At 72.9% G+C, this 24,672-nt stretch carries 25 protein-coding genes and 1 riboswitch; of the genes, 10 read left to right on the plus strand and 15 right to left on the minus strand.

All coding sequences use genetic code 11. The features are described from left to right. Positions 1-12: 12 nt before the first annotated feature. Entirely contained in the window at positions 13-717 is a 705-nt protein-coding gene (locus MMF93_RS14875; protein WP_242751755.1) for a copper homeostasis protein CutC, read from the minus strand. Between the two features lie 135 nt (positions 718-852). Between MMF93_RS14875 and MMF93_RS14880 the strand changes: the two genes are divergently transcribed. Further along, positions 853-1,626, plus strand: a complete 774-nt coding sequence (locus MMF93_RS14880; RefSeq protein ID WP_423835607.1) for an HD domain-containing protein — start codon at positions 853-855, stop codon at positions 1,624-1,626. Positions 1,627-1,715: 89 nt separating this feature from the next. Next, positions 1,716-2,960 carry a Cmx/CmrA family chloramphenicol efflux MFS transporter gene (locus tag MMF93_RS14885; RefSeq protein ID WP_242751757.1) on the plus strand — a complete coding sequence of 415 codons (1,245 nt, stop codon included), beginning with the start codon at positions 1,716-1,718 and terminating at the stop codon, positions 2,958-2,960. A 43-nt stretch (positions 2,961-3,003) separates the two neighbouring features. Here MMF93_RS14885 and MMF93_RS14890 read toward each other — a convergent pair whose 3' ends face one another. Further along, entirely contained in the window at positions 3,004-3,261 is a 258-nt protein-coding gene (locus MMF93_RS14890) for a DUF4031 domain-containing protein (RefSeq protein WP_242751758.1), read from the minus strand. Continuing rightward, the gene (locus MMF93_RS14895; RefSeq protein WP_242751759.1) at positions 3,258-3,686 is read right to left on the minus strand and encodes a hypothetical protein; all 429 of its coding nucleotides are present in this window, start codon (positions 3,684-3,686) and stop codon (positions 3,258-3,260) included. Before MMF93_RS14895 ends, MMF93_RS14890 begins: the two co-directional genes overlap by 4 nt. A 414-nt stretch (positions 3,687-4,100) precedes the next feature. Between MMF93_RS14895 and MMF93_RS14900 the strand changes: the two genes are divergently transcribed. The 3 genes from MMF93_RS14900 (at position 4,101) to MMF93_RS14910 (ending at position 7,953) form a co-directional block, all read left to right on the plus strand. Then, positions 4,101-4,946 (plus strand): MurR/RpiR family transcriptional regulator, encoded by an 846-nt coding sequence (locus MMF93_RS14900; protein ID WP_242757577.1) that lies wholly within the window; start codon positions 4,101-4,103, stop codon positions 4,944-4,946. Positions 4,947-5,070: 124 nt separating this feature from the next. Beyond that, entirely contained in the window at positions 5,071-6,144 is a 1,074-nt protein-coding gene (murQ, locus tag MMF93_RS14905) for an N-acetylmuramic acid 6-phosphate etherase (protein WP_242751760.1), read from the plus strand. A 120-nt stretch (positions 6,145-6,264) separates the two neighbouring features. Then, positions 6,265-7,953, plus strand: coding sequence for a PTS transporter subunit EIIC (locus MMF93_RS14910; RefSeq protein ID WP_242751761.1), 1,689 nt, complete (start codon positions 6,265-6,267; stop codon positions 7,951-7,953). Here MMF93_RS14910 and MMF93_RS14915 read toward each other — a convergent pair. The 7 genes from MMF93_RS14915 to MMF93_RS33495 form a co-directional block, all read right to left on the minus strand. Beyond that, entirely contained in the window at positions 7,927-9,171 is a 1,245-nt protein-coding gene (locus tag MMF93_RS14915) for an MFS transporter (protein ID WP_242751762.1), read from the minus strand. The two genes, MMF93_RS14910 and MMF93_RS14915, sit on opposite strands and share 27 nt — an antisense overlap. 158 nt (positions 9,172-9,329) lie before the next feature. Further along, the gene (locus tag MMF93_RS14920; RefSeq protein WP_242751763.1) at positions 9,330-9,926 is read right to left on the minus strand and encodes a TetR/AcrR family transcriptional regulator; all 597 of its coding nucleotides are present in this window, start codon (positions 9,924-9,926) and stop codon (positions 9,330-9,332) included. 99 nt (positions 9,927-10,025) lie between these two features. After that, on the minus strand, positions 10,026-10,823 hold the full coding sequence (locus MMF93_RS14925; protein WP_242751764.1) for a VOC family protein: 798 nt from the start codon (positions 10,821-10,823) through the stop codon (positions 10,026-10,028). Between the two features lie 279 nt (positions 10,824-11,102). Further along, positions 11,103-11,765 (minus strand): sensor domain-containing protein, encoded by a 663-nt coding sequence (locus MMF93_RS14930; protein WP_242751765.1) that lies wholly within the window; start codon positions 11,763-11,765, stop codon positions 11,103-11,105. Positions 11,766-11,953: 188 nt separating this feature from the next. Beyond that, on the minus strand, positions 11,954-12,424 hold the full coding sequence (locus MMF93_RS14935) for a hypothetical protein (RefSeq protein ID WP_242751766.1): 471 nt from the start codon (positions 12,422-12,424) through the stop codon (positions 11,954-11,956). A 185-nt stretch (positions 12,425-12,609) separates the two neighbouring features. After that, complete coding sequence (locus tag MMF93_RS14940; RefSeq protein ID WP_341483264.1) at positions 12,610-13,515, minus strand: FAD-dependent monooxygenase; 906 nt, start codon at positions 13,513-13,515, stop codon at positions 12,610-12,612. After that, complete coding sequence (locus MMF93_RS33495) at positions 13,464-13,727, minus strand: FAD-dependent monooxygenase (protein WP_341483265.1); 264 nt, start codon at positions 13,725-13,727, stop codon at positions 13,464-13,466. The genes MMF93_RS14940 and MMF93_RS33495 overlap by 52 nt, the downstream gene beginning before the upstream one ends. 185 nt (positions 13,728-13,912) lie before the next feature. Here MMF93_RS33495 and MMF93_RS14945 point away from each other — a divergent pair, with 185 nt between their 5' ends. The 3 genes from MMF93_RS14945 to MMF93_RS14955 all read left to right on the plus strand — a co-directional run bounded on the left by MMF93_RS14945 (position 13,913) and on the right by MMF93_RS14955 (position 16,229). Further along, the gene (locus tag MMF93_RS14945; protein WP_242751767.1) at positions 13,913-14,884 is read left to right on the plus strand and encodes a TetR/AcrR family transcriptional regulator C-terminal domain-containing protein; all 972 of its coding nucleotides are present in this window, start codon (positions 13,913-13,915) and stop codon (positions 14,882-14,884) included. Positions 14,885-15,129: 245 nt separating this feature from the next. After that, the gene (locus MMF93_RS14950; protein WP_242751768.1) at positions 15,130-15,810 is read left to right on the plus strand and encodes a GNAT family N-acetyltransferase; all 681 of its coding nucleotides are present in this window, start codon (positions 15,130-15,132) and stop codon (positions 15,808-15,810) included. Positions 15,811-15,896: 86 nt separating this feature from the next. After that, positions 15,897-16,229: a DUF427 domain-containing protein gene (locus tag MMF93_RS14955; protein ID WP_242751769.1), complete on the plus strand. Its 333-nt coding sequence runs from the start codon at positions 15,897-15,899 to the stop codon at positions 16,227-16,229. A 108-nt stretch (positions 16,230-16,337) separates the two neighbouring features. Here MMF93_RS14955 and groL read toward each other — a convergent pair whose 3' ends face one another. The 4 genes from groL to thrC form a co-directional block, all read right to left on the minus strand. Continuing rightward, positions 16,338-17,966, minus strand: a complete 1,629-nt coding sequence (gene groL, locus MMF93_RS14960) for a chaperonin GroEL (protein ID WP_114019938.1) — start codon at positions 17,964-17,966, stop codon at positions 16,338-16,340. A gap of 413 nt (positions 17,967-18,379) precedes the next feature. Beyond that, positions 18,380-18,583, minus strand: a complete 204-nt coding sequence (locus MMF93_RS14965; RefSeq protein WP_016472377.1) for a cold-shock protein — start codon at positions 18,581-18,583, stop codon at positions 18,380-18,382. A gap of 466 nt (positions 18,584-19,049) precedes the next feature. Beyond that, entirely contained in the window at positions 19,050-19,325 is a 276-nt protein-coding gene (locus tag MMF93_RS14970; RefSeq protein WP_114016164.1) for a MoaD/ThiS family protein, read from the minus strand. A 59-nt stretch (positions 19,326-19,384) separates the two neighbouring features. Further along, positions 19,385-20,692: a threonine synthase gene (thrC, locus tag MMF93_RS14975; protein WP_242751770.1), complete on the minus strand. Its 1,308-nt coding sequence runs from the start codon at positions 20,690-20,692 to the stop codon at positions 19,385-19,387. 18 nt (positions 20,693-20,710) lie between these two features. Next, positions 20,711-20,861, minus strand: a riboswitch (SAM riboswitch). A 186-nt stretch (positions 20,862-21,047) separates the two neighbouring features. Here thrC and MMF93_RS14980 point away from each other — a divergent pair. Together MMF93_RS14980 and MMF93_RS14985 are read left to right on the plus strand one after the other, a co-directional pair. Next, on the plus strand, positions 21,048-22,070 hold the full coding sequence (locus tag MMF93_RS14980) for a glucosyl-3-phosphoglycerate synthase (protein ID WP_242751771.1): 1,023 nt from the start codon (positions 21,048-21,050) through the stop codon (positions 22,068-22,070). Between the two features lie 158 nt (positions 22,071-22,228). After that, the gene (locus MMF93_RS14985) at positions 22,229-23,740 is read left to right on the plus strand and encodes an alpha,alpha-trehalose-phosphate synthase (UDP-forming) (protein WP_242751772.1); all 1,512 of its coding nucleotides are present in this window, start codon (positions 22,229-22,231) and stop codon (positions 23,738-23,740) included. Here the strand turns inward: MMF93_RS14985 and otsB are convergent. Then, positions 23,732-24,592: a trehalose-phosphatase gene (gene otsB, locus MMF93_RS14990; RefSeq protein ID WP_242751773.1), complete on the minus strand. Its 861-nt coding sequence runs from the start codon at positions 24,590-24,592 to the stop codon at positions 23,732-23,734. The two genes, MMF93_RS14985 and otsB, sit on opposite strands and share 9 nt — an antisense overlap. Positions 24,593-24,672 lie beyond the last annotated feature (80 nt).

Raw genomic sequence — 24,672 nt, forward strand, 5'->3', positions numbered from 1 at the left:
CGCGCTCGGCGCTCACGCGCCGTCCAGCGCCTCCCGCCACGCGCGGACGGCTGCCGGGTCGACGGGGGCGTCCCAGCCCTGGGGGCGGGCGGCGCCGCCGATGTGGAAGGCGGTGATGCCGCCTCGGCTCAGGCCGGGGACGTGGGAGAGGGCGAGGCCGCCGCCCACCATCAGCCGGGGCCCGTAGCCGGGGTCGCCGGCCGCTGTGCGGGCGGCTTCGGCCAGCAGGACGTCGTAGCCGTCGGTGACGCCGTCCGGGGAGCCGGCCGTGAGGTAGGTGTCGAGTCCTGGTGCTTCGGCGAGCTGTTTGCGCAGGGCGTCGCGGTCGGCGGCGCGGTCGATGGCGCGGTGGAACGTCCACGGGCAGCCCGCGACGGCGTCCGTCACCGTCTCCAGGGCCGGCAGGTCGGCCTGTCCCGAGTCGTCGAGGAAGCCGAGGACGAACTCGTCGGCGCCTTCGGCGCGCAGGGCGCGGGCCCGCTCGCACAGCGCTGCGACGCCGGCGTCGCCCCCGGTTCGGAAGCCGTCGGCGAGCCGCAGCATCACCCGAAGGGGGATGGCGACGGCCGCCCGGATGGCGGTGAAGGTCTCCAGCGCAGGGGTCAGCCCGTCGGCGGCCATGTCGGCGACAACCTCAAGGCGGTCGGCCCCTCCGGCCTCCGCGGCGGCCGCGTCTTCCGCACTGAGCGCGATCACCTCAAGAATTGGTCTAGACATATCGCACAGACTGCCATACGGCGGCGAGCGCCGGAAGACACCGAGCCCTCCGTCCGGCCGTCCGGCCCCCGCGGTGCACCGCATGTGCACGGGGGGGGTGCACCACAGGTGCACCACAATGGGGGGATGGCGACGATGGACCCGCACAGCAACGAACCCGCCGATTCCGCCCGTTCCGGCGACTCCGCCTCGTCCAGCGGCCCCGGTTCCGGGTCCGCGGCGCACGCCGCCCTCCTCCTGCGCTGGGACGCCCTGCTGCGCGGCGCCCGGGGCGGCGCCGGAGGGCCCGACCCGGCCCCGTACGGCGAGGACCTGCTGCGCCGCTGGGCCGAACCCCACCGCCGCTACCACGCGACCGCCCACCTGAGCGCCGTCCTCGACCGCGTCGAGGAACTGGCCGCCCACCAGGACGAGCCCGTCCCGTCCGGGGCCGCCGGGGGCGGGCCCGCCGCGCACCAGTGCGACCCGGACGCCGTCCGTCTCGCCGCCTGGTTCCACGACGCCGTCTACCGTCCCGACCGCAGCGAGAACGAGGAGCGCAGCGCCCGCCTCGCCGAGCGGGCCCTCCCCGAGGCGGGCGTGTCCGCCGCCCGCACCGCCGAGGTCGCCCGCCTGGTCCGCCTCACCGTCACCCACGATCCGGCTCCGGGCGACGTCAACGGTGCTCTCCTGTGCGACGCGGACCTGGCGGTCCTGGCGGGCTCACCCGAGGAGTACGCGCACTACGCCGCCGAAGTGCGCCAGGAATACGCCTTCGTCCCCGACGCCGCCTTCCGTGAGGGCCGGGCCGCCGTCCTCCAGCAACTCCTCTCCCTGCCCCACCTCTTCCGCACCTCCTACGGCCGCGCCCACTGGGAGCAGCCCGCCCGCCACAACCTGACGACGGAGCTGCGGCTGCTCGCCGCCTGAGCCGGAGCGGGGACTCGTGGAGAGCGCACCTGGCCAACAGGGCGCCGGGCGGCGGGAATGCCGCCGGTCACGGCCGGGTTGAGCACGGCATGCCCTCCACACCCGTGGCCGACAAGCCGTCGGCCGTCCGTATCCCGCTTTCTGTCTACATACTGGGACTGTCCGTCTTCGCGCTGGGGACCTCCGAGTTCATGCTGTCGGGCATCCTCCAACCCCTCGCCAGGGACCTGGGGGTGTCGATCCCGAAGGCGGGGCTGCTGGTCTCGGCGTTCGCGGTGGGCATGGTGGTGGGGGCGCCCGTGCTGGCCGCCGCCACCCTGCGGCTGCCGCGGCGTACGACGCTGGTCGGGCTGCTGGCCGTCTTCATGCTGGGGCAGGTCGCCGGGGCGCTGGCACCCACGTACGAGGTGCTGTTCGTCTCGCGCGTCCTCAGCGCGCTGGCCTGCGCCGGGTTCTGGGCGGTGGGGGCGGCCGTGGCCGTCTCGCTGGTGCCGGGGAACGCGCGGGCGCGGGCCATGGCGATCATGGTGGGCGGGCTGAGCGTCGCCAACATCGCCGGTGTGCCCGCCGGTTCGTTCCTGGGGCAGCAGGCCGGATGGCGGTCGGCGTTCTGGGCGGTGGCAGCCCTGGCGGCTGTCGGGCTCGTCGGCGTCCTGACGCTGGTGCCCCGTACCGCCGTACCGACGGGGGACGACGCGCCCAACCTCCGCCGCGAGCTGCGCATCTACCGCGACAAGCAGGTGTGGCTTGCGCTGGTGACCATCGCGTTGAACGCCGGCGCCGTCTTCGCTCTCTTCTCCTACCTGGCGCCGCTGCTCACCGACGTCGCGGGGCTGCCGGAGAGCTGGGTGCCGAGCGTGCTCGCGCTGTTCGGCATCGGCGGTCTGCTCGGCACGGTGCTCGGCGGGCGCATCGCGGACGCGCACCTGTTCGGCACGATGTACGGCGGTATCGCCGCGTCCACAGCCGTCCTGGCGCTGCTCGCCCTGCTGGCCGAGTACCGTTTCGCGGCGATCGCCCTCGCCCTCATGCTCGGCGTGACCGCCTTCACCACGGCACCCGCCCTCAACGCCCGGATATTCAACGCCGCCGACGCGGCCCCCACCCTGGCCGGGGCCACCGCGACGGCCTCGTTCAACATCGGCAACACGGTGGGCCCCTGGCTGGGCGGTCTGGCCATCTCCGCCGGGTGGGGGTACGCGGCGGTCGCGTGGGTCGGTGCGGTGATGGCGGCGGCAGGGGTGGCCACGACGGCCGTCTCCTCCCGCGTCCACGCCCGCTCCCGCGTGGTGGCGGCCTCCCCCGCCCCGAAGAGGGAGTACGCCGAGGTCTGATCCCCTGGTGGCCGCGCCCCGGGGGGCTCGGCGGGCGCGAAGGTCAGCGTTTGCGGCGGCGGAGCCCGGCGGCCTTCAGGTGGTGGAGCAGTTCCTTCGAGCCGACCTCGACCGCCCCGGCCCGCACCGCGACGTCGTACTGCGTGGACGGTATGTCGTAGTGGTCGCGGTCGAAGGCGCGGGGCGGGCAGCCGATGCGGGCCGCGAACGCGTGGAGTTCCTCGTACGACGCGTCGCTCACCAGGTGGGACCACATGCGCCCGTGCCCCGGCCAGATCGGTGGGTCGATGTAGACGGTCACAGCCTGGTGCCCAGCCGTCCCACCCGGGCGACCACCGTCGAGGTCTTCCCGCAGATCCAGTGCGGGTCCTCTCCCAGCTCCGGCTCGACCTGGAGCGCGTGCAGGTCCGAGCCGACGCACACGGGGCAGACGGGCCACCGCCCGTACCGTTCGAGCAGGGCGTCCTGGACGTCCTGGGCGACCAGGCCGTCCACGAAGGCGACCCCTTCGGGCCACTGCCCGACCCACCAGCGGCGGTGGGTGACCGACTCCTCGACCATCGAGACGATGTCGGCGCGTGCCACGTCGCTCGCCTCCAGGTCCGCGAGGATCAGCGCGCGGGCGGCGTGCAGAGCGCGTTCCAGCGGGTCCTGCCGCCCGGAGGCGGCGGGGTCGCGGCCCTCGCCCGGCGGGTCCGAGCCTGGTGCGGATTCCATCGGTGCCATACCTCCATTGCACCACTGCTGCCCCGTACGGCTCACGGCTCGCTGACCACTCGCTGACCGCCAAGTGCCGCAACAGCCATTGACGGGCGGTCGAATCGAAAATATCTTCCACCCGTGAGCAGTAATCTGAAGGAAAATTTCACCTTCCGATCAGAGCACCGGCGGGCTGCCGAGCCGACGTCGCCTCCGGCGGGGACGACCGCGCCTCCGGCGGGGACGTCGGAGGCGCAGTCGGCGACCGGAGCGCCGGCCACGACGGGCGCCAGGGAGCAGGCGGCGCCGGCGGGACCTGCGACGCCTGGCGGGGCCGGGAAGCGGCCGGGGCCCGGTGGGCCCAGGCCGCCGGCGCCGCGGGCGGCCGGGAACCAGGCCGTGCGCCCGGGGCCGACCGCGCTCGCGGCGAAGGTGCGCACGATGGCGCCGTCGATGACGCGCTCGATGCAGCGGGTCGCCGAGGCGGTCGCCGGCGATCCCGCCGGGTGCGCGCAGCTCACCGTCACGGGTCTGGCCGAGCGCACCGGCACGAGCGAGGCCACCGTGGTGCGCACCTCGCGTCTCCTCGGGTATCCCGGGTACCGGGACCTGCGGCTGGCCCTCGCGGGGCTGGCCGCGCAGCAGGAGTCGGGCGCGGCCCCCGCCGTGACCGCCGACATCGCCGTGGACGACCCGATGCCCGACGTCGTCGCCAAGCTGGCGCTGGACGAGCGCCAGACGCTGGCCGACACGGCCGCCGCGCTCGACGTGGCGCAGGTCGAGGCGGCCGTCGCCGCGATGGTTTCGGCCCGGCGCATCGACGTGTACGGCGTCGGCGCCTCCGGGCTGGTCAGCCAGGACCTGGCACAGAAGCTGCTGCGCATCGGCATGGTGGCCCACAGCCACGCCGACCCCCATCTCGCTGTCACCAACGCGGTGCAGATGCAGGCGGGCGACGTCGCGGTCGCCATCACCCATTCGGGGCGGACCGTGGATGTCATCGAGCCGCTGCGCGTGGCCTTCGACCAGGGCGCGACGACCATCGCGATCACGGGCCGCCCGGACGGGGAGGTCGCCCAGTACGCCGACCACGTGCTGACGACGTCCACGGCGCGGGAGAGCGAGCTGCGCCCGGCGGCGATGTCCAGCAGAACGAGCCAGCTGCTCGTCGTCGACTGCCTGTTCATAGGCGTGGCCCAGCGGACGTACGAGACGGCGGCGCACGCGCTCTCCGCCTCGTACGAAGCGCTGGCGCACCGCCACTCGCCGCGGCCCCGGGGCCGCTGAGGCCCGCTGCCCGACGAGCGAGGCCGCGCCCGCCCCGGAAAGCCAGGCAAACCCGGGACGCGCGGCACGCCGCGGACGCCCAGGATCCAGACCGCCCCCCAGAGCCACAGAAAGCCGCTCCCGCATGACCACCTCACAGCCCGCCACTCCCCTCGATTCCTCCGGCTCACAACCCGGCACCGCGCGGGCGGGTTCCGCCGTCCCGTCCGGGGCCGCGCCCGAGCAGGACGCCGCGGCGTCCCGGCCGGACGCCGCGCCCTACGACGTACTCCGCCATCAGTTGGACACACTCACGACCGAAGCGTTTCGCAGCGAGCTGGCCCAGATCGACCAGCTGCCCACGCTGGAGATCGCCGAGATCATGAACGGCGAGGACAGCACCGTTCCGACCGCCGTGGCCGCCCGGCTGCCGCAGATCGCCGCCGCGATCGACGCCATCGCCGCGCGGATGGCGCGCGGCGGGCGCCTCCTCTACGCGGGCGCGGGGACGGCCGGGCGCATGGGCGTGCTCGACGCCAGCGAGTGCCCGCCCACCTTCAACACCGCTCCGGGCCAGGTCACCGGCGTGATCGCGGGTGGCCCCGGCGCGATGGTGAATTCGGTCGAGGGCGCGGAGGACAGCCCCGAGATGGCCGCGGCCGACCTGGACGCGCTGTCTTTGACCGCCGAGGACACCGTGGTGGGGATCTCCGCGTCGGGGCGTACGCCCTTCGCCATCGGCGCCGTCGAACACGCGCGCGCCCGCGGTGCGCTCACGGTGGGCCTGTCCTGCAACGAGGGCTCGGCGCTCGCGGCGGCCGCCGAGCACGGCATCGAGGTCGTCGTGGGCCCCGAGCTGCTGACCGGCTCCACCCGGCTGAAGGCCGGCACCGCGCAGAAGCTCGTCCTCAACATGCTCTCCACCATCACGATGATCCGGCTGGGCAAGACCTACGGGAACCTGATGGTGGACCTGCGCGCCTCCAACGAGAAGCTGCGCGCACGCTCCCGGCGGATCGTCGCGCTGGCGACCGGCGCGCCCGACGACGCGATCGAGTCGGCGCTCGCCGCCACGGACGGCGAGGTCAAGGCCGCCATCCTCACCATTCTGGGTGACGTCGAAGGGCCGCAGGCCCAGCGGCTGCTGGCCGCTTCCCACGGACACCTGCGCGCGGCCCTCACCGCGGCAGCCGCCGACAGGTCCGAGGGCGACGCCTGACCTTGCTCTCCCACCACGCCCTCACCGCACCGACCACCCCCACCGGACCGACCACCCGAACCGGACCGAACGCCCGTACCGCCTGCACCATGGCACCACTCAAAGAAGAGCGACCGCACCATGAGCACAGACAGCAGCAAAGACCGCGCTGAAGGCAGCGGCAACCCCCACCGGCGTATCGCGGAAGCGATCCTTCCCCTGGTCGGAGGGGCGGCGAACGTCACCTCCGTCACCCACTGCATGACCCGCATGCGGCTGGCCCTGGCCGACCGCTCCCTCGTCCAGGACAAGGCCCTCAAGGCCCTCCCCGACGTGATGGGCGTGGTCGAGGACGACACCTACCAGATCGTGCTCGGGCCCGGGAAGGTCGCCCGGGTGACGCCCGAGTTCGAGGCGCTGACCCGGCAGGCCGACCCGGGCACGGCAGCGCAGCCGGCGACCGCGAACGTGAGCGCGGCGACACCGGGATCGACGGCAGCCGACGCGCCGGCATCCGACGCGCCGGCGCCGGACGGGTCGGCGGCCACAGCGGCCAAGACGGCCGACGACCTCGCCGCCGAGGGCGCAGCCCTGCGCGCGGCCCGCAAGGAGAAGAACGCGACACCGGTGAAGCTGATGCTGCGCCGTATCGCCAACATCTTCGTCCCGCTCATCCCCGCGCTGATCGGCTGCGGCATCGTCGCGGGCCTCAACGGCCTGTTCACGAACGCGGGCTGGCTGCCCTCCCTCACCCCGGCACTGGCGGCGATCGCCAGCGGCTTCATGTCGCTGATCGCGGTCTTCGTCGGCATCAACACCGCACGGGAGTTCGGCGGTACACCGGTGCTGGGCGGTGCCGCGGCCGCGGTCATCGTCTTCCCCGGGGTCGCCGACGTCTCCGCGTTCGGCGAGAAGCTGGCGCCGGGCCAGGGCGGCGTCCTGGGCGCGCTGTTCGCCGCGCTGCTGGCGGTGTACGTGGAGAAGGGGTGCCGTCGCGTCGTCCCGTCCGCCGTGGACGTGCTCGTCACACCGACGCTGACGGTGCTGGTGTCGGGCCTGGTCACGCTGTTCGGGCTGATGTTCGTGTGCGGCGAGATCGCCACCGGCATCGGACACCTCGCCGACTGGCTGCTCGACCACGGCGGCGCCGCCGCAGGATTCGTCCTCGGCGGGCTCTTCCTGCCCCTGGTGATGCTCGGCCTGCACCAAGCGCTCATCCCCATCCACACCACGCTGATCGACCAGAGCGGCTACACCGTGCTGCTGCCGATCCTCGCCATGGCCGGCGCGGGCCAGGTCGGCGCCGCGGTCGCCATCTACCTGCGGCTGCACCGCAACACCTCGATCCGCAAGACCATCCGCTCCGCGCTTCCCGCCGGCTTCCTCGGCGTGGGCGAGCCGCTGATCTACGGCGTCTCGCTGCCCCTGGGCCGCCCGTTCATCACCGCGTGCGTGGGCGGCGCGTTCGGCGGCGGCGTCGTCGGCCTCTTCTACCAGCTGGGCACCTCGGTCGGCTCCACCGCCATCGGCCCCTCGGGCTGGGCCCTCTTCCCCCTGCTCAAGGGCAACCACGGGCTGGGCGCCATCGCCGCGATCTACGGCCTGGGGCTGGCGGCCGGATACCTCGCCGGGTTCGTGGCGACGTACTTCTTCGGGTTCAGCAAGCAGATGCTCGCCGACCTGAACGCGCCGTCCGAGAGCGAGGCCGCCGAGCCCGAGACCGCCTCGGGCCCCTCGCCCGAGCCCCCGGCGGGCGGCACCGCCCCGGACCCCGCTCCCGCCCCGGCACCGGCGGGCGGCGGCTCACTCGGCGGCGGCTCCCTCGTGTGACGGGAGCACCGGACGGGACCCGGTGCTCCCGGGGCCCAGCGCGGCCCGGGCCCGGTGAGGGCTCGGGCCGGGCCGGCGGCGCAGGTCGGGCAGCAGGGTGAGCACTCCGAGGGCGGCCAGGCCCACGCCGATCCACGCCGGGGAGACGAGCCCGAAGTGCGGGATGGCGGCGCCGCCGAGAGCCGAGCCGAGGAGGACGCCGAGGGTGATGAAGGAGGAGTGCACCGTGTTGAGCAGCGGGCCCGTGTTGCCGGCCCGCTGGACGCGGGTGGCCATCGCCGGGTTCATCGTGACGCCGACCAGGCCGATGGCCAGCAGGAAGACGACCGCGCCCGCCCGTACGCCGGCCAGCAGCGCGAAGGCGGCGAGGAAGACGCCGTTGCTCAGCAGCCCGGTCAGCAGGACGGCGAACGCGTACCGGTCGGCGAGACGGCCGACCACGGCGTTGCCGAGCAGGTTGGCGGCGCCGTAGGCGATCAGCAGGAGAGGGACGCTGCCCGTGGAGAAGCCGGAGACCTCGGTCAGGATCGGGTTGACGTAGCTGAACACCGAGAAGGTCGCGCCGATGGTCAGGGTGCTGGTCGTCAGCACCAGCCAGAGCCTCCGCCGGCGGAAGACCGACAGTTCCCGGCGTATCCCGCCCCCCGCGCCGCTCCCGCCGGCGCCCTGCCCCTCCATCCGCGGCACGCGCGCCACCGTCAGCACCGCAGCGGCCACCGTCATCGCGGTGACGACCCAGAAGGCGCTGCGCCACCCGTACAGGCCGCCGACGAACGTGGACAGCGGCAGCCCCAGCAGCGTGCCCAGCATCAGCCCGCTGAGCGCCACCGAGACGGCGCGCCCGGCCTGTTCGGGCCGCACCAGGCGCACGCTCAGGGAGATGGCCGCGCCGAGGAAGGCGGCGGAGGCGGTGCCGGTGATCAGGCGCGCGACGAGCATGACGGCGTAGCCGGGTGCGAGCGCGGCCAGCACGTTGCCCGCGAGGAAGACGGCGAACAGCACCGTCAGCGCCCGCTTCGGGCGCAGCTTGAGCACCGCAGCGGCGAGGAAGGGGCCGCCGAGCGTCATCGCGGCGGCGAACGCGGTGACGAGGTAGCCCACCTGGGAGAGGGAGACGTCCAGCCCTTCGGCGATCTGCGGCATGAGCCCCGCGACGAGGAACTCGCTGGTGACCATGGCGAAGATCCCCGCCGCCATGAGGTGGACGGTCAGTGGCATCAGTGTCTCCCCGACATCGGTGTGTCCACGGGACGGTCCGGGTACGACGCCGGCACGCCCGCAGTTATGGATGGATCAGTACAGAACTTGCCCGCACGACGCGGCCACTCCACGTGCGGCGCAGGCGGAAGACCGCCATGCACCGGGAGGCCCGTGAGTCAGGCCCTCAGCGCCGCGACCGCCGTCGCGGCGATGCCCTCCAGGGCGGCGCGGTCCGCACCGCCCTGCGCGGAGACCCGCATTCCGGCGATGACGGCGTTGACGAAGCGGGCGAGCTCGGCGGGCGCCTGCGCTGACGGGATCTCACCGGCCCGCTGCCCCGCCTCGACGGCGGCCCGCAGCGCGGCCAGCCGCAGCCCGACATCCCTGGCGAGCACGTCCGCGACGTCCGGGTCGCGCGCCGCGAGCTCCACGGTGGTGTTGACCGACAGGCAGCCGATACTCCTGCCGTCCCGCCGCTGGGCGAACTCCTGCTCGACGATGCACGCGAACAGCGCCTCGAACCGCTCCAGCGCGGGCCGCTCGGCGTCCTCGACGATCTCCAGCTGGAGCGCGGTCATCGTCTCGACGTACCGCGCCAGCGACCGCCGGAAGAGGGCGTGCTTGCTGGTGAACGTGTTGTAGATGCTGCTGCGCCCCAGCCCCGTGGCCTCGCACAGGTCCTGGGTGGAAGTGGCTTCGTACCCCTTCTCCCAGAACGCCCGCATGGCCGCGTCCAGGGCCCGCTCCTCGTCGAACAGTCTCGGTCGGGCCATGTGCGTACGCTAGCACAGTTGTGTACCGAGCGATTCAAAATGGGTGGGGCGCTCTCACGCACCGGTGCGGGCCGGTGCGGTGCGGGTCGGTGCGGGCCCTCAGCCCTGGTCCGGGTCCCCCTTGATGAGGGCGAACGTGGCGCCGGCCGGGTCCCTGAGCAGGGCGAGGCGCCCGACCCCGGGGGCGTCCGTCGGCGGCATCAGCGTGCTCGCCCCCGCTCCTGTCGCCCTGGTGAACGTGGCATCGCAGTCCTCCGTGGCGAAGTACGGGTGCCACTCGGAGGCGGAACCGGCCTCCCGGTGCTCTTGCGTCAGCTGCATCAGGCCGCCCTGGCCCGTGTCCTCGGGCGTGCCACCGCCGGGCGCGGAGAAGACGGAGTAGACGAGACCGTCACCCATCGGCATGTCCTCGTAGCTCCAGGAGAACACGGACGTGTAGAAGTCCCGCACCGCCGCGGCGTCCGTCGTGTGCAGCTCCGTCCAGCACAGCGTCTCCGGCTCCATGACGACGTCGAGACCGACCGTCTCGCGCGGCTGCCAGACGGCGAAGTCCGCACCGGCCGGGTCGGTGAACTGCGCCATCCGGCCCGCGGTGAACACGTCCATCGGTGCGGCCCGCACGGTCCCGCCCGCCCGCTGAACGGCAGCACGGGTGGCGTCCGCGTCACGCGTGTGGAAGTACACCGTCCAGCTGGGATCGCCCTCTGCCCCCAGCGGGCCGACGGCCGCCACCACCTCACCGTTCCGCCGGAAGAAGCCGTAGCCCCCCGCTTCGGGCCCTGCGGACTGGAACTCCCAGTCGAAGACACTCGTGTAGAAGGCGACGGCGGCCTCGACGTCGGGCGCGGCGAGGTCGAGCCAGTTCGGGGTGCCGGGAACGAAGGCGGTCGTCAGCATGCGGATCCTCCGGCGGGCGGGGAGCGGGGCTGTCACGGGCGGGCGGGCGTGTGGAACGGGAACTGCGGGCGGTCCGGGAGCTGTCACCGGGACCGCACCGCCTGTTCCAGCCAGCATGGCAGCAGTTTCGGCCGTCCGCCGCTCAGACGCCGTCCGAAGCCACCCGGAGTCGGCCGGAGCCACTCGGAGTCGGCCGGTGTCGGCCGGAGCCGGCCGGAGCCGGCCGACGGCCCGTGCGCGCCTGCCGGGCCACCACCCGGCACGGACCGGCGCCGTGTCTCACACGTCGCCGCGCCGCAGCAGCACCCGGCCCAGGCTCGCCTGCGCCGTCGCCAGTCCGCGCACCACCGGGACCGTCGTCGCCAGGAGGAAGACGCCGAGCACCAGGTTGCCGACGATGTCGGGCACCCGCCCCGACATCCCGAACGCCAGATTGACCCAGCCGTCGCTGTCGTCACGGGGGATCGGCCAGGACCACAGCCCGTACGTCACCCCGCCCACACCGCCCGCCAACCACGCCAGCGTGAGGCAGAAGGTCACCACGCGGGCCGGGAAGGCGATGACGGCGTGCACCAGGTCCCGCCAGGCCTGCGGATCGCGGACACCGCTCCACCGGCCTGCCCGGCCCGGGCCTGGCCCTGGCGCCACCGCCCTGGCGGGGAGCGGGCGGCCGGTCACGGTGGCGATGTGGTCGGCCTCCACCCGGGCCAGGTACCGCGCCATGGCCAGCGTTCCGGCCAGCACGGGGACACCGACGAAGAGGATGAGCGTGGAGACGCCGAGGGCGAAGCCCGTGATCATCAAGATGAACGAGGCGATGCCCAGGGGCAGCCCCGACAGCAGGTAGCCCACCTCGCGGCCGAAACGCCCACCGCGACCGCCCCGGTCGGCAGGGAGCGCGGATACCGGCGTCCTCATCTGCGCGTGCGTCGTCGTTGTCATACCTCCACTCTCGCCGCGCGACCGCGCGTCCCCCAGACGGTTGGGGCCCGTATCTCCGGTGTACCTAGCACTACCCCGCCGCGGGGTGGAGGCCCACGGCGGGGCGAGCGGCCGGGCCGGACCGCCCGTCCCGGCGGCCCGGCCCCCCGGCTTTCCGGCGGCCCGGCTTTCCGGCGGCCCGGAGAATCTCAGTGGACGGTCACCGCCACGGCGTTGGAGGGCTGCCCCGCCACCACCGTGCGGACGTGGTTCAGCCCCTTGATGCCCAGCTTGACGCGCATCGAGTAGTCCAGGGAACGGTTGACGACCGAGGTCCCCGGCAGCGTCTTCCACGTGCCGTGCTGCTTCTGCTGGAGGTGGACGGTCGCGCCCGCCTTGATCCCGGTCACCTTCCCGCGCAGCCGGAACTGCTCCCACTGCCGCACGTCGTGGCGGTCGGCCTGCACGGTGTTGGTCTTCGCCGCCTCCTCGGCCCAGGCGGCCGGAGAGGACGGGCCGCTCCCGGTGGTGGCTGCGGTGACTGCGGTGGCTGCGCTGGTGGTCGAGGTGGTGGCCGTGGTGGCCGCGGGTGAGGCGGCCGCGCCGACGGTGGCCGCGCCGACCAGCCCGACGGCGACGGCGGCCGCAACGGCGTGAGGGAGACGGAAGGTTGAGGTCACGTTGCACTTCCCGTTCTCTTGAGGGACGCAGACGTACATACGCCCGCAAGCGGTGCGATCGCCTGCGCACCAGACATGCCCCCGCGAACGCCCATGTATCCATGGAGGGCTCATGGAGAGGGGAGTTGGGTGCGCGGGGGCGGAGGCCGCGCGCGGGCACCCCGGCCCCTCACGCCCCTTCCGCGTCACGCCCCTTCCGCGTCCAGCTCCAGGGCGTTCTTCGCCCGCTCCAGCGACTCCTCGGACGCGCCCTGGCCCGGATTCTCGGTCGCCAGGGCCTGGTTGAGAGCGACGAAGGGGCGTATGCGCCGCTCGTAGCGGGCGAAGGCGGCTGCGAAGTCGCCGGCGGCCCGGCCCAGTTCGTCGGCCAGGACGTACGCGCCGGCCAGTGCGAGGCTGGTGCCCTGGCCCGAGAGCGGCGAGGAGCAGTATCCGGCGTCTCCGACCAGCGCGACGCGTCCGCGCGTCCAGTGGTCCATACGGACCTGCGCCATGGCGTCGAAGTAGAAGTCCGGCGCGGTCCTCATGGCCTCCAGCAGCTTCGGAGTGTCACCGCCGAGGGCGGACAGGCGCGCGGCGAGGAGTGCCTGCTGCTGCCCGGTGTCGCGGTGGTCGTAGTCGAGCGGGCCCGACATGAAGCCCAGGGTGGCGCGCAGTTCGGTGTTGTCCCGTACCGGGTAGAGGCAGTAGCTGGCGTCCTGCCCCTGCGACCAGACCTGCCAGTTGTCGAGGCCTGCGAAGTTGTCGGTGGTGAAGACGGCCACGTGGGCGCCGAGGTGGTGGAGGTGGTCGGACTCGGGGCCGAAGACGAGACGGCGGACGCCCGAGTGCAGGCCGTCCGCGCCGACGACGTGGTCGAAGGTGCGGCGGGTGCCGTCGGCGAAGACGGCCGCCACTCCGTCGGGCCGCTGGTCGAGCGCGGTGAGCGAGGTGCCGAAGAGGAACGCGGCCCGCCCTTTCACGCTCCGGTGGAGCATGGCGGTCAGATCCTCGCGGAGCAGTTCGATGTCGCCGCTGTCCAGGCGCCCGCCGCTGTACGTCATCTCCGTCGAACGCCACAGCTCGTTGCCGTCACCGTCGTGCATCGACATTCCGCGCTCCGCGTGCGGGCCGCGCGCGCCTCGCCGAGGAGGCCCATCCTCTCCAGTACGTCGAGTGCCACGCCGCGTACGTCGATGGCCTGGCCGCCCGGGCGGGGCGCGGGGGCGCGCTCGACGACGGTCGGCTCCAAGCCGCGCTCGCGCAGCCAGTAAGCGAGGGTGAGGCCGGCGACGCTCGCGCCGGAGATGAGGACGGTGCTCATGGGAGACTCCTTCGTACGGTGTACGCGCCGACGGGGGCACGACACTGAATGTACGGCGTACACGCACTGTTGCCCATGCGCGCGATCCCGCCCTGACCTAGGACAGCGCACGCGCCGCAGCAGAGGTCGCGGGCTCTCGGTGCCGGTGGCCGCTGTACTAGGACAGACAACGGAGGGAGGCCACTGTGGCGCACACCACACCGCCGCCGTACGCCCGAATCGCCGCGGAGCTGCGGCGCCGCATCACCGACGGCGAACTGGCCCCCGGAGAACGGGTGCCCTCCACCCGCCGGCTCGCCCAGGAGTGGAACGTCGCACTGGCCACCGCGACCAGGGCACTGACCGTGCTGCGCCAGGAGGGACTCGTACAGGCCAGGCCCCGGATCGGCACCGTCGTCGCGACACAGCGGCGCCACCCGGCGCCCCCGCCAGGAGACCGCACCACCGGCCACCCCTCCCGGGAGACGGAGGTGACCCGTGAGCGCGTCGTCCGGGCGGCCGTCGGCATCGCCGACGCGGAGGGCATGTCCGCGCTGTCCATGCGGAGCGTGGCGGCCCGCCTCGGCACCGCCACGATGACCGCCTACCGGTACGTGGGCGGCAAGGACGACCTGGTGCTGCTGATGGCGGACACCGTCCTCGCCGACCTGCCGCTGCCGCACCGCCCGCCGGGCGCCCCCGCCGACTGGCGGGACCGCCTGGAAGCCGGGGCCAGGGCCCTGTGGCAGGTGCACCGCGCCCACCCCTGGCTGGCCCAGATCGGCCCCCTCACCCGCCCGTTGCTGCTGCCCAACCTGATGACGTACTCCGAGTGGATGCTCTCCGCGCTGGACGGCCACGGCCTGTCCCCGGCGGCCATGCTGAACGTCAACGTCCTCCTCTACAGCCACGTGCAGGGCCTCGCCGTCCAGTGGGAGCGCGAGACCGCGGCCCGGAGCACCACGGGGCTGACCGACGAGGAGTGGCTGGCGGACCAGTCCGCCACAATGAACGCGCTGACCACCTCCGGCGCCTACCCGACGTTCACCCGCGTCGTCGACGCACTGGGCCGCGACGGCTACGACCTGCGCCTGGACGAACTGTTCGAACTGGGGCTCACCGCCCTCCTCGACGGCGTCGCCCAACTACTCGGCGGCCAGGCGGCCGACGAAGCGTGACGCCGTACCCCGGCGGGGTTGTGAGGCCCCCACCCCGCGGAGCGGAAAGCCGCCCACCCCGCGAGGCGGAAAGCCGGGCGTCCCCGCGAGGCGCGCAGGGACGGGCGTCCCCGCGAGGCGCGCAGGGACGGGCGTCCCCGCGAGGCGCGAAAGGGACGGGCGCCCGGCGAGGCGGGGGGGGCGGTGCGGCGGCGGGCGGCGGTTATTCGTTCGACGCCCCGCCCCCGCTTCGGCAGGCTCCCGCCATGGAAGCCACCATCTGGCCCCTCTACGGGTTGCGCCTGACCACTCCCCGGCTCGAACTCCGCCTCCCCGACGTCCACACGCTCACCGCGATGGCCGAGTTGGCCGCGGGCAAGGTGCATGACGAGAGCGAGATGCCCTTCAGCGTCCCCTGGACCGCGGCGAGCCCCGAGGGCCGCAGGCGCGGCTGCTTCCAGCATGTGCTCGGCACCCTCGCCGACTGGCGCGAGGACGCGTGGACGCTGAGCACGGCCGTGGTGCACGACGGAACAGTGATCGGCCGCTGCGATCTGTCGGCCGACGCGTTCGCCGTCGTACGGGAGGCGCGCACGGGATCCTGGCTCGGCATGGCCCACCAGGGCCAGGGGTTCGGCACGGAGATGCGGGCCGCGCTGCTGTACCTGGCCTTCGCGGGGCTTGGCGCCCACAGCGCGACCTCGGCCGCTATGGCGGACAACGCGCGCTCGCGCAGGGTCTCGGAGAAACTCGGCTACCGGCCCGACGGGCTGACGGTGGAGGCCGTCCAGGGCAGGCGCAGGCCCCTGCACCGCTTCCGTCTCGACCGCGCCGACTGGGACAAGCACAGGACCGTGCCGGTGGAGATGACCGGGCTGGACGCGGCCTCGCTGGCCCTCTTCGGGCTCGGGGGCCCGGGGCGCCCTCCGACGGACGCCCCGCGGTGAGAGGCTGGGCGCCCAGACGGTTCGCCGGCAGTCCCGGGTCCGCGACCGCACACACGGTCGCCGCCGCAGCGAAGAAAGGACCGCACATGTCCGCCGCAGGCCACACGATCACCATCGAAGAAGGCACCGAACACGTACGGGCGACGCACGCGGGGCAGGTGCTGGCGGACAGCGACCGCCCCCTGCTGCTGAGCGAGACCGGCTATCCGGTGCGCTACTACCTGCCGCCCGAGGACGTCCGCACGGACCTGCTGATCCCGTCCGAGACCCGCACCCGCTGCCCCTTCAAGGGCACCGCCTCCTACTGGTCACTGGCCGACGGCAGCGCGCAGGACGTCGCCTGGTCCTACCCCGAACCGCACGCCCAGGTCTCCGAGATCGAGGGCCACCTGTGTTTCGCGGACGTGGAGGTCGGCTGAGGCGCGCTCGCGCACACGCCCGAGGGCGGGCACCCGCGCGGGTGCCCGCCCTCGGGGTGGACGGATCCGGTGGGACGCCCCCGTGGGGGCTCCCGTGGGAGGCCGGACTCAGAAGTCCATGCCGCCCATGCCACCGGCGGCAGCCGCGTCGGCGCCGGCGGCGGCCTTCTCCGGCTTGTCGGCGATGACGGCCTCGGTGGTGAGGAACAGCGCCGCGATGGAGGCGGCGTTCTGCAGCGCGGAGCGCGTCACCTTGGCCGGGTCGAGAATGCCCTCGGCGATCATGTCGACGTACTCGCCGGTGGCCGCGTTCAGGCCGTGGCCCGGGGTCAGGTTGCGCACCTTCTCGGTGATGACGCCGCCCTCGAGACCGGCGTTGACCGCGATCTGCTTGAGCGGGGCCTCCAGAGCCAGCTTGACGGCGGCGGCACCGGTGGCCTCGTCGCCCTCCAGCTCCAGCTTCTCGAAGACCGAGGAGGCCTGCAGCAGGGCCACGCCACCGCCGGCGACGATGCCCTCCTCGACGGCCGCCTTCGCGTTGCGAACGGCGTCCTCGATGCGGTGCTTGCGCTCCTTGAGCTCGACCTCGGTGGCGGCACCGGCCTTGATGACGGCCACGCCGCCGGCCAGCTTCGCCAGGCGCTCCTGGAGCTTCTCGCGGTCGTAGTCCGAGTCGCTGTTCTCGATCTCGGCGCGGATCTGGTTGACCCGGCCCCCGACCTGCTCGCTGTCGCCCGCACCGTCGACGATGGTGGTCTCGTCCTTGGTGATCTGGACCTTGCGGGCGCGGCCCAGCAGGTCCAGGGAGGCGTTCTCCAGCTTGAGGCCGACCTCCTCGGAGATGACCTGGCCACCGGTGAGGATGGCGATGTCACCGAGCATGGCCTTGCGGCGGTCGCCGAAGCCCGGGGCCTTGACGGCGACGGACTTGAAGGTGCCGCGGATCTTGTTCACGACCAGCGTGGACAGGGCCTCGCCCTCGACGTCCTCCGCGATGATCAGCAGCGGCTTGCCCGACTGCATGACCTTCTCCAGCAGCGGAAGGAGGTCCTTCACGTTGCTGATCTTGGAGTTGACGATGAGGATGTAGGGGTCCTCGAGCTCCGCCTCCATGCGCTCCATGTCGGTGGCGAAGTAGGCGGAGATGTAGCCCTTGTCGAAGCGCATGCCCTCGGTGAGCTCCAGCTCGAGCCCGAAGGTCTGCGACTCCTCGACGGTGATGACGCCTTCCTTGCCGACCTTGTCCATGGCCTCGGCGATCAGCTCGCCGATCTGGGTGTCAGCGGCGGAGATGGAGGCGGTGGAGGCGATCTGCTCCTTGGTCTCCACGTCCTTGGCCTGCTCCAGCAGGGCGGCGGAGACGGCCTCGGTGGCCTTCTCGATGCCGCGCTTGAGCGCCATCGGGTTGGCACCCGCGGCGACGTTGCGCAGCCCCTCGCGGACCAGCGCCTGAGCCAGGACGGTCGCGGTCGTCGTGCCGTCACCGGCCACGTCGTCCGTCTTCTTGGCGACCTCCTTGACCAGCTCGGCGCCGATCTTCTCGTAGGAGTCCTCGAGCTCGATCTCCTTGGCGATGGAGACGCCGTCGTTGGTGATGGTGGGGGCGCCCCACTTCTTCTCCAGAACGACGTTGCGGCCCTTCGGGCCGAGCGTGACCTTGACGGCGTCGGCAAGCTGGTTCATGCCACGCTCAAGACCGCGCCGCGCCTCCTCGTCAAAGGCGATGATCTTGGCCATGTGGGTTGGTCCTCCCTGGATTCCCCCATGCCCGACGCAAGGGGAGGGTTGGATTGCTCCGGACCGCGTGGCGCCCGCGACGGACGGCCTGCGGCCCGGCGGTCCCTTCCCCGCCCAGCCCGCGGACCTCACCGACCCGGTCCTTGTCTGTCACTCTCACTCGTAGAGTGCTAACCCAATGATTAGCACTCGGGCATGCTGAGTGCAAGCGGCTCCGAAGGAGTCTCCATGAGGGGTGGGGGTCGGTGGGGGCACCTCCCGGCCGGAGGCTGGGGGAGGGTGGGGGCAAGCGGCTCCGAGGAGTCTCCGTGCGCCGCGTCCCGAGTGGATTCGGGCATCAGTAAGGGGCCGCACCCCGCAGGGTGCGGCCCCTTACTGTTCGAGGTCTGCGCCTCCGCGCAGTCCGGCGACACTCAGCCGGTCACGCGGACCATGTCCGCCTGCGGCCCCTTCTGACCCTGCGAGATCTCGAACTCGACCCGCTGTCCTTCGTCGAGAGTGCGGTACCCGTCCATCTGGATCGCGCTGTAGTGGACGAACACGTCCGCACCACCGTCGACCGCGATGAAGCCGTACCCCTTCTCCGCGTTGAACCACTTGACGGTGCCCTGAGCCATTCCTAACTCCCCTATTACTGGCCCTTGCACGAGCCCGCACTTCGCGAACCCGGGTCAGACCTCACCCCCACGAGCGAGCGGGGGCGTGCGCCGGAACGCGTCGACCGCCGCTGAATGTATCTGCACGGACGCCCTGTGCAACAGGTCAATCGGACGAGAATTCTGGGCACGGTTGATCGGAAAAACCGCCTCAACTGCGGTGCCACCGGGGCAAGTCGGGCCAGGCATACGGGGTCAACCCGACAATTGCCACAGCGTTTTCGGCGCCAACTTGTCGCACCGCCGTTCACGCGCTCATATGCGTCCGGCAAGCGGCGGTGCGGCACCTCGGGAAACTGCCGCCACTCTACCGCCTTCCGAAACGCGGAATCGCCCCCTCCGCATTTGATCCGGAGGGGGCGATTCCGTGGTCGGTCGGATCCCAGAAGCCGAACGTCCGGCCACCGGACGATCGACCGCCGGACGATCAGCCGCCGGCCACCGCCGGGATGATGGAGACGCCCGCGCCGTCCGGCGTGGGCGTCTGGAGGCCCTGTTCGAACCTGACGTCGTCGTCGTTGACGTAGACGTTCACGAAACGGCGCAGCTTGCCCGTGTCGTCGAGGACGCGGGCGCTGATCCCCGTGTGGTTCTGCTCCAGGTCCGACAGCACCTCGGCGAGGGTGCCGCCCTCGGCGGTGACCTCCGCCTGGCCGCCGGTGTAGGTGCGCAGGATGGTCGGGATCCGGACGTTCACGCTCATGTTTCGCATCTTCCTTACGTGTGAGGGGGTTGCCGCGGGCCGGCGCGTGAAGCGGCTGGTCAGGCCAGGCCGGCGGCGCGGAACGCGTCGAGGTTGGGCCGGATGACGGCGGTGGGCCGGGAAGAGGGCGCCACGGCGTCCAGCGTCTTGAGGCCGTCGCCGGTGTTGAGGACCACCGTCGTCAGGGTGGGGTCGATCGCGCCCGACTCGATCAGCTTGCGCGTCACGCCCAGCGTGACGCCGCCCGCCGTCTCCGCGAACACGCCCTCCGTCCGTGCGAGCAGTTTCATGGCGTCCACGATCTGCTCGTCATCGACGTCGTCGACGGCTCCGCCGGTCCGCTTGCAGATGTCGATGACGTACGGACCGTCGGCGGGGTCGCCGATGGCGAGGGACTTGGCGACGGTGTCGGGCTGCTTGACGGGGCGCACGGCGTTCGTCCCGTCCTTGTAGGCGCGGGAGACCGGCGAGCAGCCCTCGGCCTGCGCGGCGAAGATCCGGAACGGCTTGTCCTCGACGAGCCCGAGGCTGATCAGCTCGCGCAGCCCCTTGTCGATCTTCACGAGCTGGCATCCCGAGGCGACGGGGATGACGATCTGGTCGGGCAGCCGCCAGCCGAGCTGCTCGCAGATCTCGTACGCCAGCGACTTGGAGCCCTCGGCGTAGAAGGGCCGCAGGTTGACGTTGGTGAAGCCCCAGCCCTCGCCGAGCGGGTCGCCGATCAGCTCGGAGCAGAAGCGGTTCACGTCGTCGTACGTGCCGTCGATCGCCACCAGGTCGCCGCCGTAGACCGCGGCCATCACGACCTTGGACTGTTCGAGCCCGTCGGGGATGAACACGCAGCTGCGCAGCCCCGCACGGGAGGCGGCCGCCCCCACGGCGCCGGCCAGGTTGCCGGTCGAGGAGCAGGACAGCGTGGTGAAGCCGAAGGCGCGGGCGGCCTCCAGGGCGATGGCGACCGGGCGGTCCTTGAAGGAGTGGGTGGGGTTGCCCGAGTCGTCCTTGACGTAGAGCCCGCCGGTCACGCCCAGCTCGGCGGCGAGCCGGTCGGCCCGCACCAGCTGCGTGAAGCCGGGGTTGAGGTTCGGCTTGGCGGCGACGTCGGCGGGCACCGGCAGCAGCGGTGCGTAGCGCCACATCGAGGCGGGCCCTGACTCGATGCGCCTGCGCAGCCCCTCCGGGTCACCGGTCGGCAGCTCGTAGGCGACCTCCAGCGGGCCGAAACACTCCAGGCACACGAAGCTGGGGCCCAGCGGGGTGCGGGTGCCGCACTCGCGGCAGGAGAGGGCGACGGCCGCGCCCAGGTCGTAGGGCGCCGAGGCGTCGGAGGCGGTGGTGCTGTTCGCTGCAACGGTTTGCACAGCCATGTGAGGCGAGGCCCTTTCTCCTCATCTTCCCCGTGTCGTATCTCGCCACGGGCCGGAATTGGCACCGTCCCCACGAGGCGGTCTCGCCACAGCTGTCCGCGTACGCGCGGATCGCGGGATGGTTGCCGGGGCTTCAACGGGCCGTTCCCTCTGCCCCTCTGGATGAGCTGCACTATGGCGCCGCGCGGTCGGGCCGCTCGGGCGTTTGTTCGCGGGCCCCCGAGATGCGGAGGTCACCTGCGTTGTTCAAGACTGTAACCGACGGCGGTCACGCTTGAGAGGGACGTCCGAACCGCGAGATGGATCACCGCTGACCGTCCGTAGCCCCCCAGTCGGACCACAGGAAGGCGCGCTCGTGCTCGATGAAGTGGGCCAATGGCTGCGGCGCCGCTCCTGGCGCGCCGCCGACCGGCCGCTTGAGGCGCTCCTGGCGGCCAAGCGACGCGCCGGCACCACGGTCAGCGTGGTGCTGCCCGCGCTCAACGAGGAAGCCACCGTCGGCGACATCGTCTCGATCATCCGCCGCGAGCTGGCCACCCCCCACCCGGCCACCGGAACATCCCTGGTGGACGAGGTGATCGTGATGAACTCGGGCTCCACCGACGCCACCGGCGCGGTCGCGGCGGCGGCCGGGGCCCGGGTCGTGCACCGTGACGAGGTGCTGCCCCGGGTAGCGGCCAGGCCCGGCAAGGGCGAGGTGCTGTGGCGCTCACTGATGGTGACGCGCGGTGACATCGTCTGCTTCGTCGACGCCGACCTGCGCGAGTTCTCGCCCGACTTCGTCACCGGCATCGTCGGCCCGCTGCTGACGGAACCCGACGTGCAGCTGGTCAAGGCGATGTACGACCGTCCGCTGCGGGACAGCCCGGCGGGCGGCGGGCGGGTGACCGAGCTGGTGGCGCGGCCCCTGCTCAACCTGCACTGGCCGCGCCTGGCCGGCCTCGTGCAGCCGCTGGGCGGCGAGTACGCGGCACGCAGGTCGCTGCTGGAGCAGCTGCCGTTCCCGGTCGGGTACGGGGTGGAGCTGGGGCTGCTCGTCGACGCGCTGGAGCTGGTCGGCCTCGACGCGCTGGCCCAGGTCGACGTGGGGGTGCGCCTGCACCGCAACCAGGACGGGCTGGCGCTGGGCCGGATGGCCACCGCCATCTACGCCACGGCGCAGCGCCGCATCGAACGCGGGGTCGGTCTCGACGGCGGACCGGGCGGTCACCGCGACGGTCCGAGCGTGCTGGGCGGACGGTCGGGGGTGACGCCGCTGACCCAGTTCGAGCGGGGTGAGGGGGGCAGCTTCGAGCCGCGCGGCCACCTGGTGGACGCGGAGGAGCGCCCGCCGATGTGCACGGTGCCCGAATACGGGCAACGGCGGGTGGCGGCGTGACGGCGCCGCACGCGGAGCGGGTCCGGGTACGCCACGCGCGGGCGGAGCGTGTCCGGGTTCGCCACGCGCGGGCGGAGCGTGTCCGGGTTCGCCACGCGCGGGTGGTTCGGCGGCCACGCGTACGTTTGAGCGGATTCGGGGACGGCTAGGCTCCGCGCATGGTCGCTGGAGCAACATCACCGAAGGCCTCGTCCTCCGCTTCTTCCGCGTCGTCCCCCGTGTCGTCGCAGGTACTCGTCGCGTCCAACCGCGGGCCCGTGTCTTACACGCGCGCGGAGGACGGCACGCTCACCGCCAAGCGCGGCGGCGGCGGCCTCGTCTCCGGACTGTCGGCCATCGGGCCCGGGACGGACGCGGTGTGGGTGTGCGCGGCGCTCGGCGAGGGCGACCGCGAGGCGGCCCGGCGCACGGGCGGCCGCCTGGACCGCGCGGAGACCGGGGGCCAGACCGTGCGGATGCTCGACATCCCGGCGGAGACGTTCGAGGCGGCCTACCACGGCGTAGCCAACTCGGTGCTGTGGTTCACCCACCACATGCTGTACCAGACGTCACTCGAACCCGCGTTCGATGACGGCTTCACCGACCAGTGGGCGCGGTACGAGACGTACAACGCCGCCTTCGCCGACGCCCTCGCGCAGGAGGCCGAGCAGGGCGCCACCGTGCTGGTGCAGGACTACCACCTCACCCTCGTCCCCCTGCTCCTGCGTGAGCGCCGCCCCGACCTGCGGATCGGCCACTTCTCGCACACCCCCTGGGCGCCCGCCGACTACTACGGGATGCTGCCCGACGACGTGGCGGCGCGCGTCCTGCGCGGCATGCTCGGCGCCGACCGCACCGCGTTCCTGACCACCCGCTGGGCGCGTCTGTTCACCGAGTGCTGCGAGCGGGTTCTCGGCGCGGACGTCACCGGGGAGGGCGGCACCCTGGCGGTGACGTACGAGGGCCGCACCACCCGGATCGGGGTGCACCCGCTGGGCGCCGACGGCGACTTCCTGCGCGAGCGGGCGCACCGTGACGACGTCGCGGAACGGATGGCCCAGCTGCGGGACCAGGTGGGCACCGGACCCGACGGGCTGCCGCGCCGGACCCTGGTGCGGGTCGACCGCACCGAGCTGTCCAAGAACATCGTGCGCGGCCTGCACGCCTACCGGCGGTTGCTCACCGACCGCCCCGAGTGGCGCGAGCACGTCGTCCACCTCGCCTTCGCCTACCCCTCGCGCCAGGACCTCGCCGTCTACCGCGACTACACCGCCGAGGTCGGCCGGGTCGCCGAAGAGATCAACTCCGCCTTCGGCACCCCCGGGTGGACGCCCGTCGTGCTGCACGTCAAGGACGACTTCGCGCGGTCGCTCGCGGCCTACCGGATGGCGGACGTCGCGCTCGTGAACCCCATCCGCGACGGGATGAACCTCGTCGCCAAGGAGATCCCCGTCGTCTCGGACGAGGGCTGCGCGCTGGTGCTCTCGCGGGAGGCGGGCGCGCACGAGGAGATGGCGGCCGACGCGTTCTGCGTCAATCCGTTCGACGTGCGTCAGACGGCGGACGCCGTGCACGCGGCGCTCCGGCTCGACGCGCCCACCAGGGCTTCGCACTCCCGCCGTCTGGCCGAGACGGCCACCGCGCACCCGCCCACCCGCTGGCTCCTCGACCAGCTGCGGGAGCTAGCGTGACGCGGTGAGCCCCGCCGCGAGGCCGCTCAGCCAGCGCACCAGGCCAGCCGGGCCCCGTACCGTCATATCCGCGCGCTCGGCGAGCCCGGGGACGGTCTCGTTCCCGGCCTGCGGAGCGCTGTAGAGCAGCAGGCCCGGTACTCCCTCACCCCTCAAGGCGGTGACGGTCTCGTAAGCGGGCAGGTCGCCCAGGTCGTCACCCGCGTAGGCGACGACGCCCGCGCGCTTCTCGCGTACGTAGTCCGCCAGCGCGGCGCCCTTGTCCGCGCCGGGGGGCCGCAGTTCGAGGACCATGCGGCCCGGCTCGACCATCAGCCCGTGCCGCTCGGCGAGGGCGTGCAGGGGGGCGCGCAGGAGGTCGAGGGCCTCGTCGGGGGAGGCCGTGCGCCGGGTGTGCACCGCGAGCGCCCTGCCCTTGTCCTCCGTCCAGGTACCGTCCGGCGCGCCCGCCCGGCGCAGCAGCGCGGGGAGTTCGGTCCGGACGGCGGCCACCCCGGGCGGGGGCTCGGGCGCGCGGACGGAGCCGTCGGCCGCCTCCCACCGTTCCGCACCGTAGGCGCCCAGGACGGTCAGTCCTTCGAGCCCGGCCGCGCCCTCGAAGCCGCCGAAGCGCACGGCGTCGGCCGCGGGGCGCCCCGTGATCACCGCGATGCCCGCCAGGCGCGGGGCCAGCCGGGCGAGCGCCGGCACCGCGTCGGGGTGGGCGCGCGCCGCTCGCGGGTCGGCGACGATGGGCGCCAGGGTCCCGTCGAAATCGAAGGCCAGTACGGCGCGTTCGGGCTCGGCGCGGAGCGCGGCGAGCCCCGCGCGCCCCTCCTGCGTCCGCGGCTCGGGCAGGGATTCAGGCGACATGACCGCACCCTAACCAGGCCGGCGCCGCCGCGGCCCGCAGCGGGTGCGGTCGCGTCAACGGGTACGTCGCGTCAACGGAT

Source organism: Streptomyces tubbatahanensis (genome assembly GCF_022699385.1).
In the GTDB taxonomy this organism is placed as follows: Bacteria; Actinomycetota; Actinomycetes; order Streptomycetales; family Streptomycetaceae; genus Streptomyces; species Streptomyces diacarni.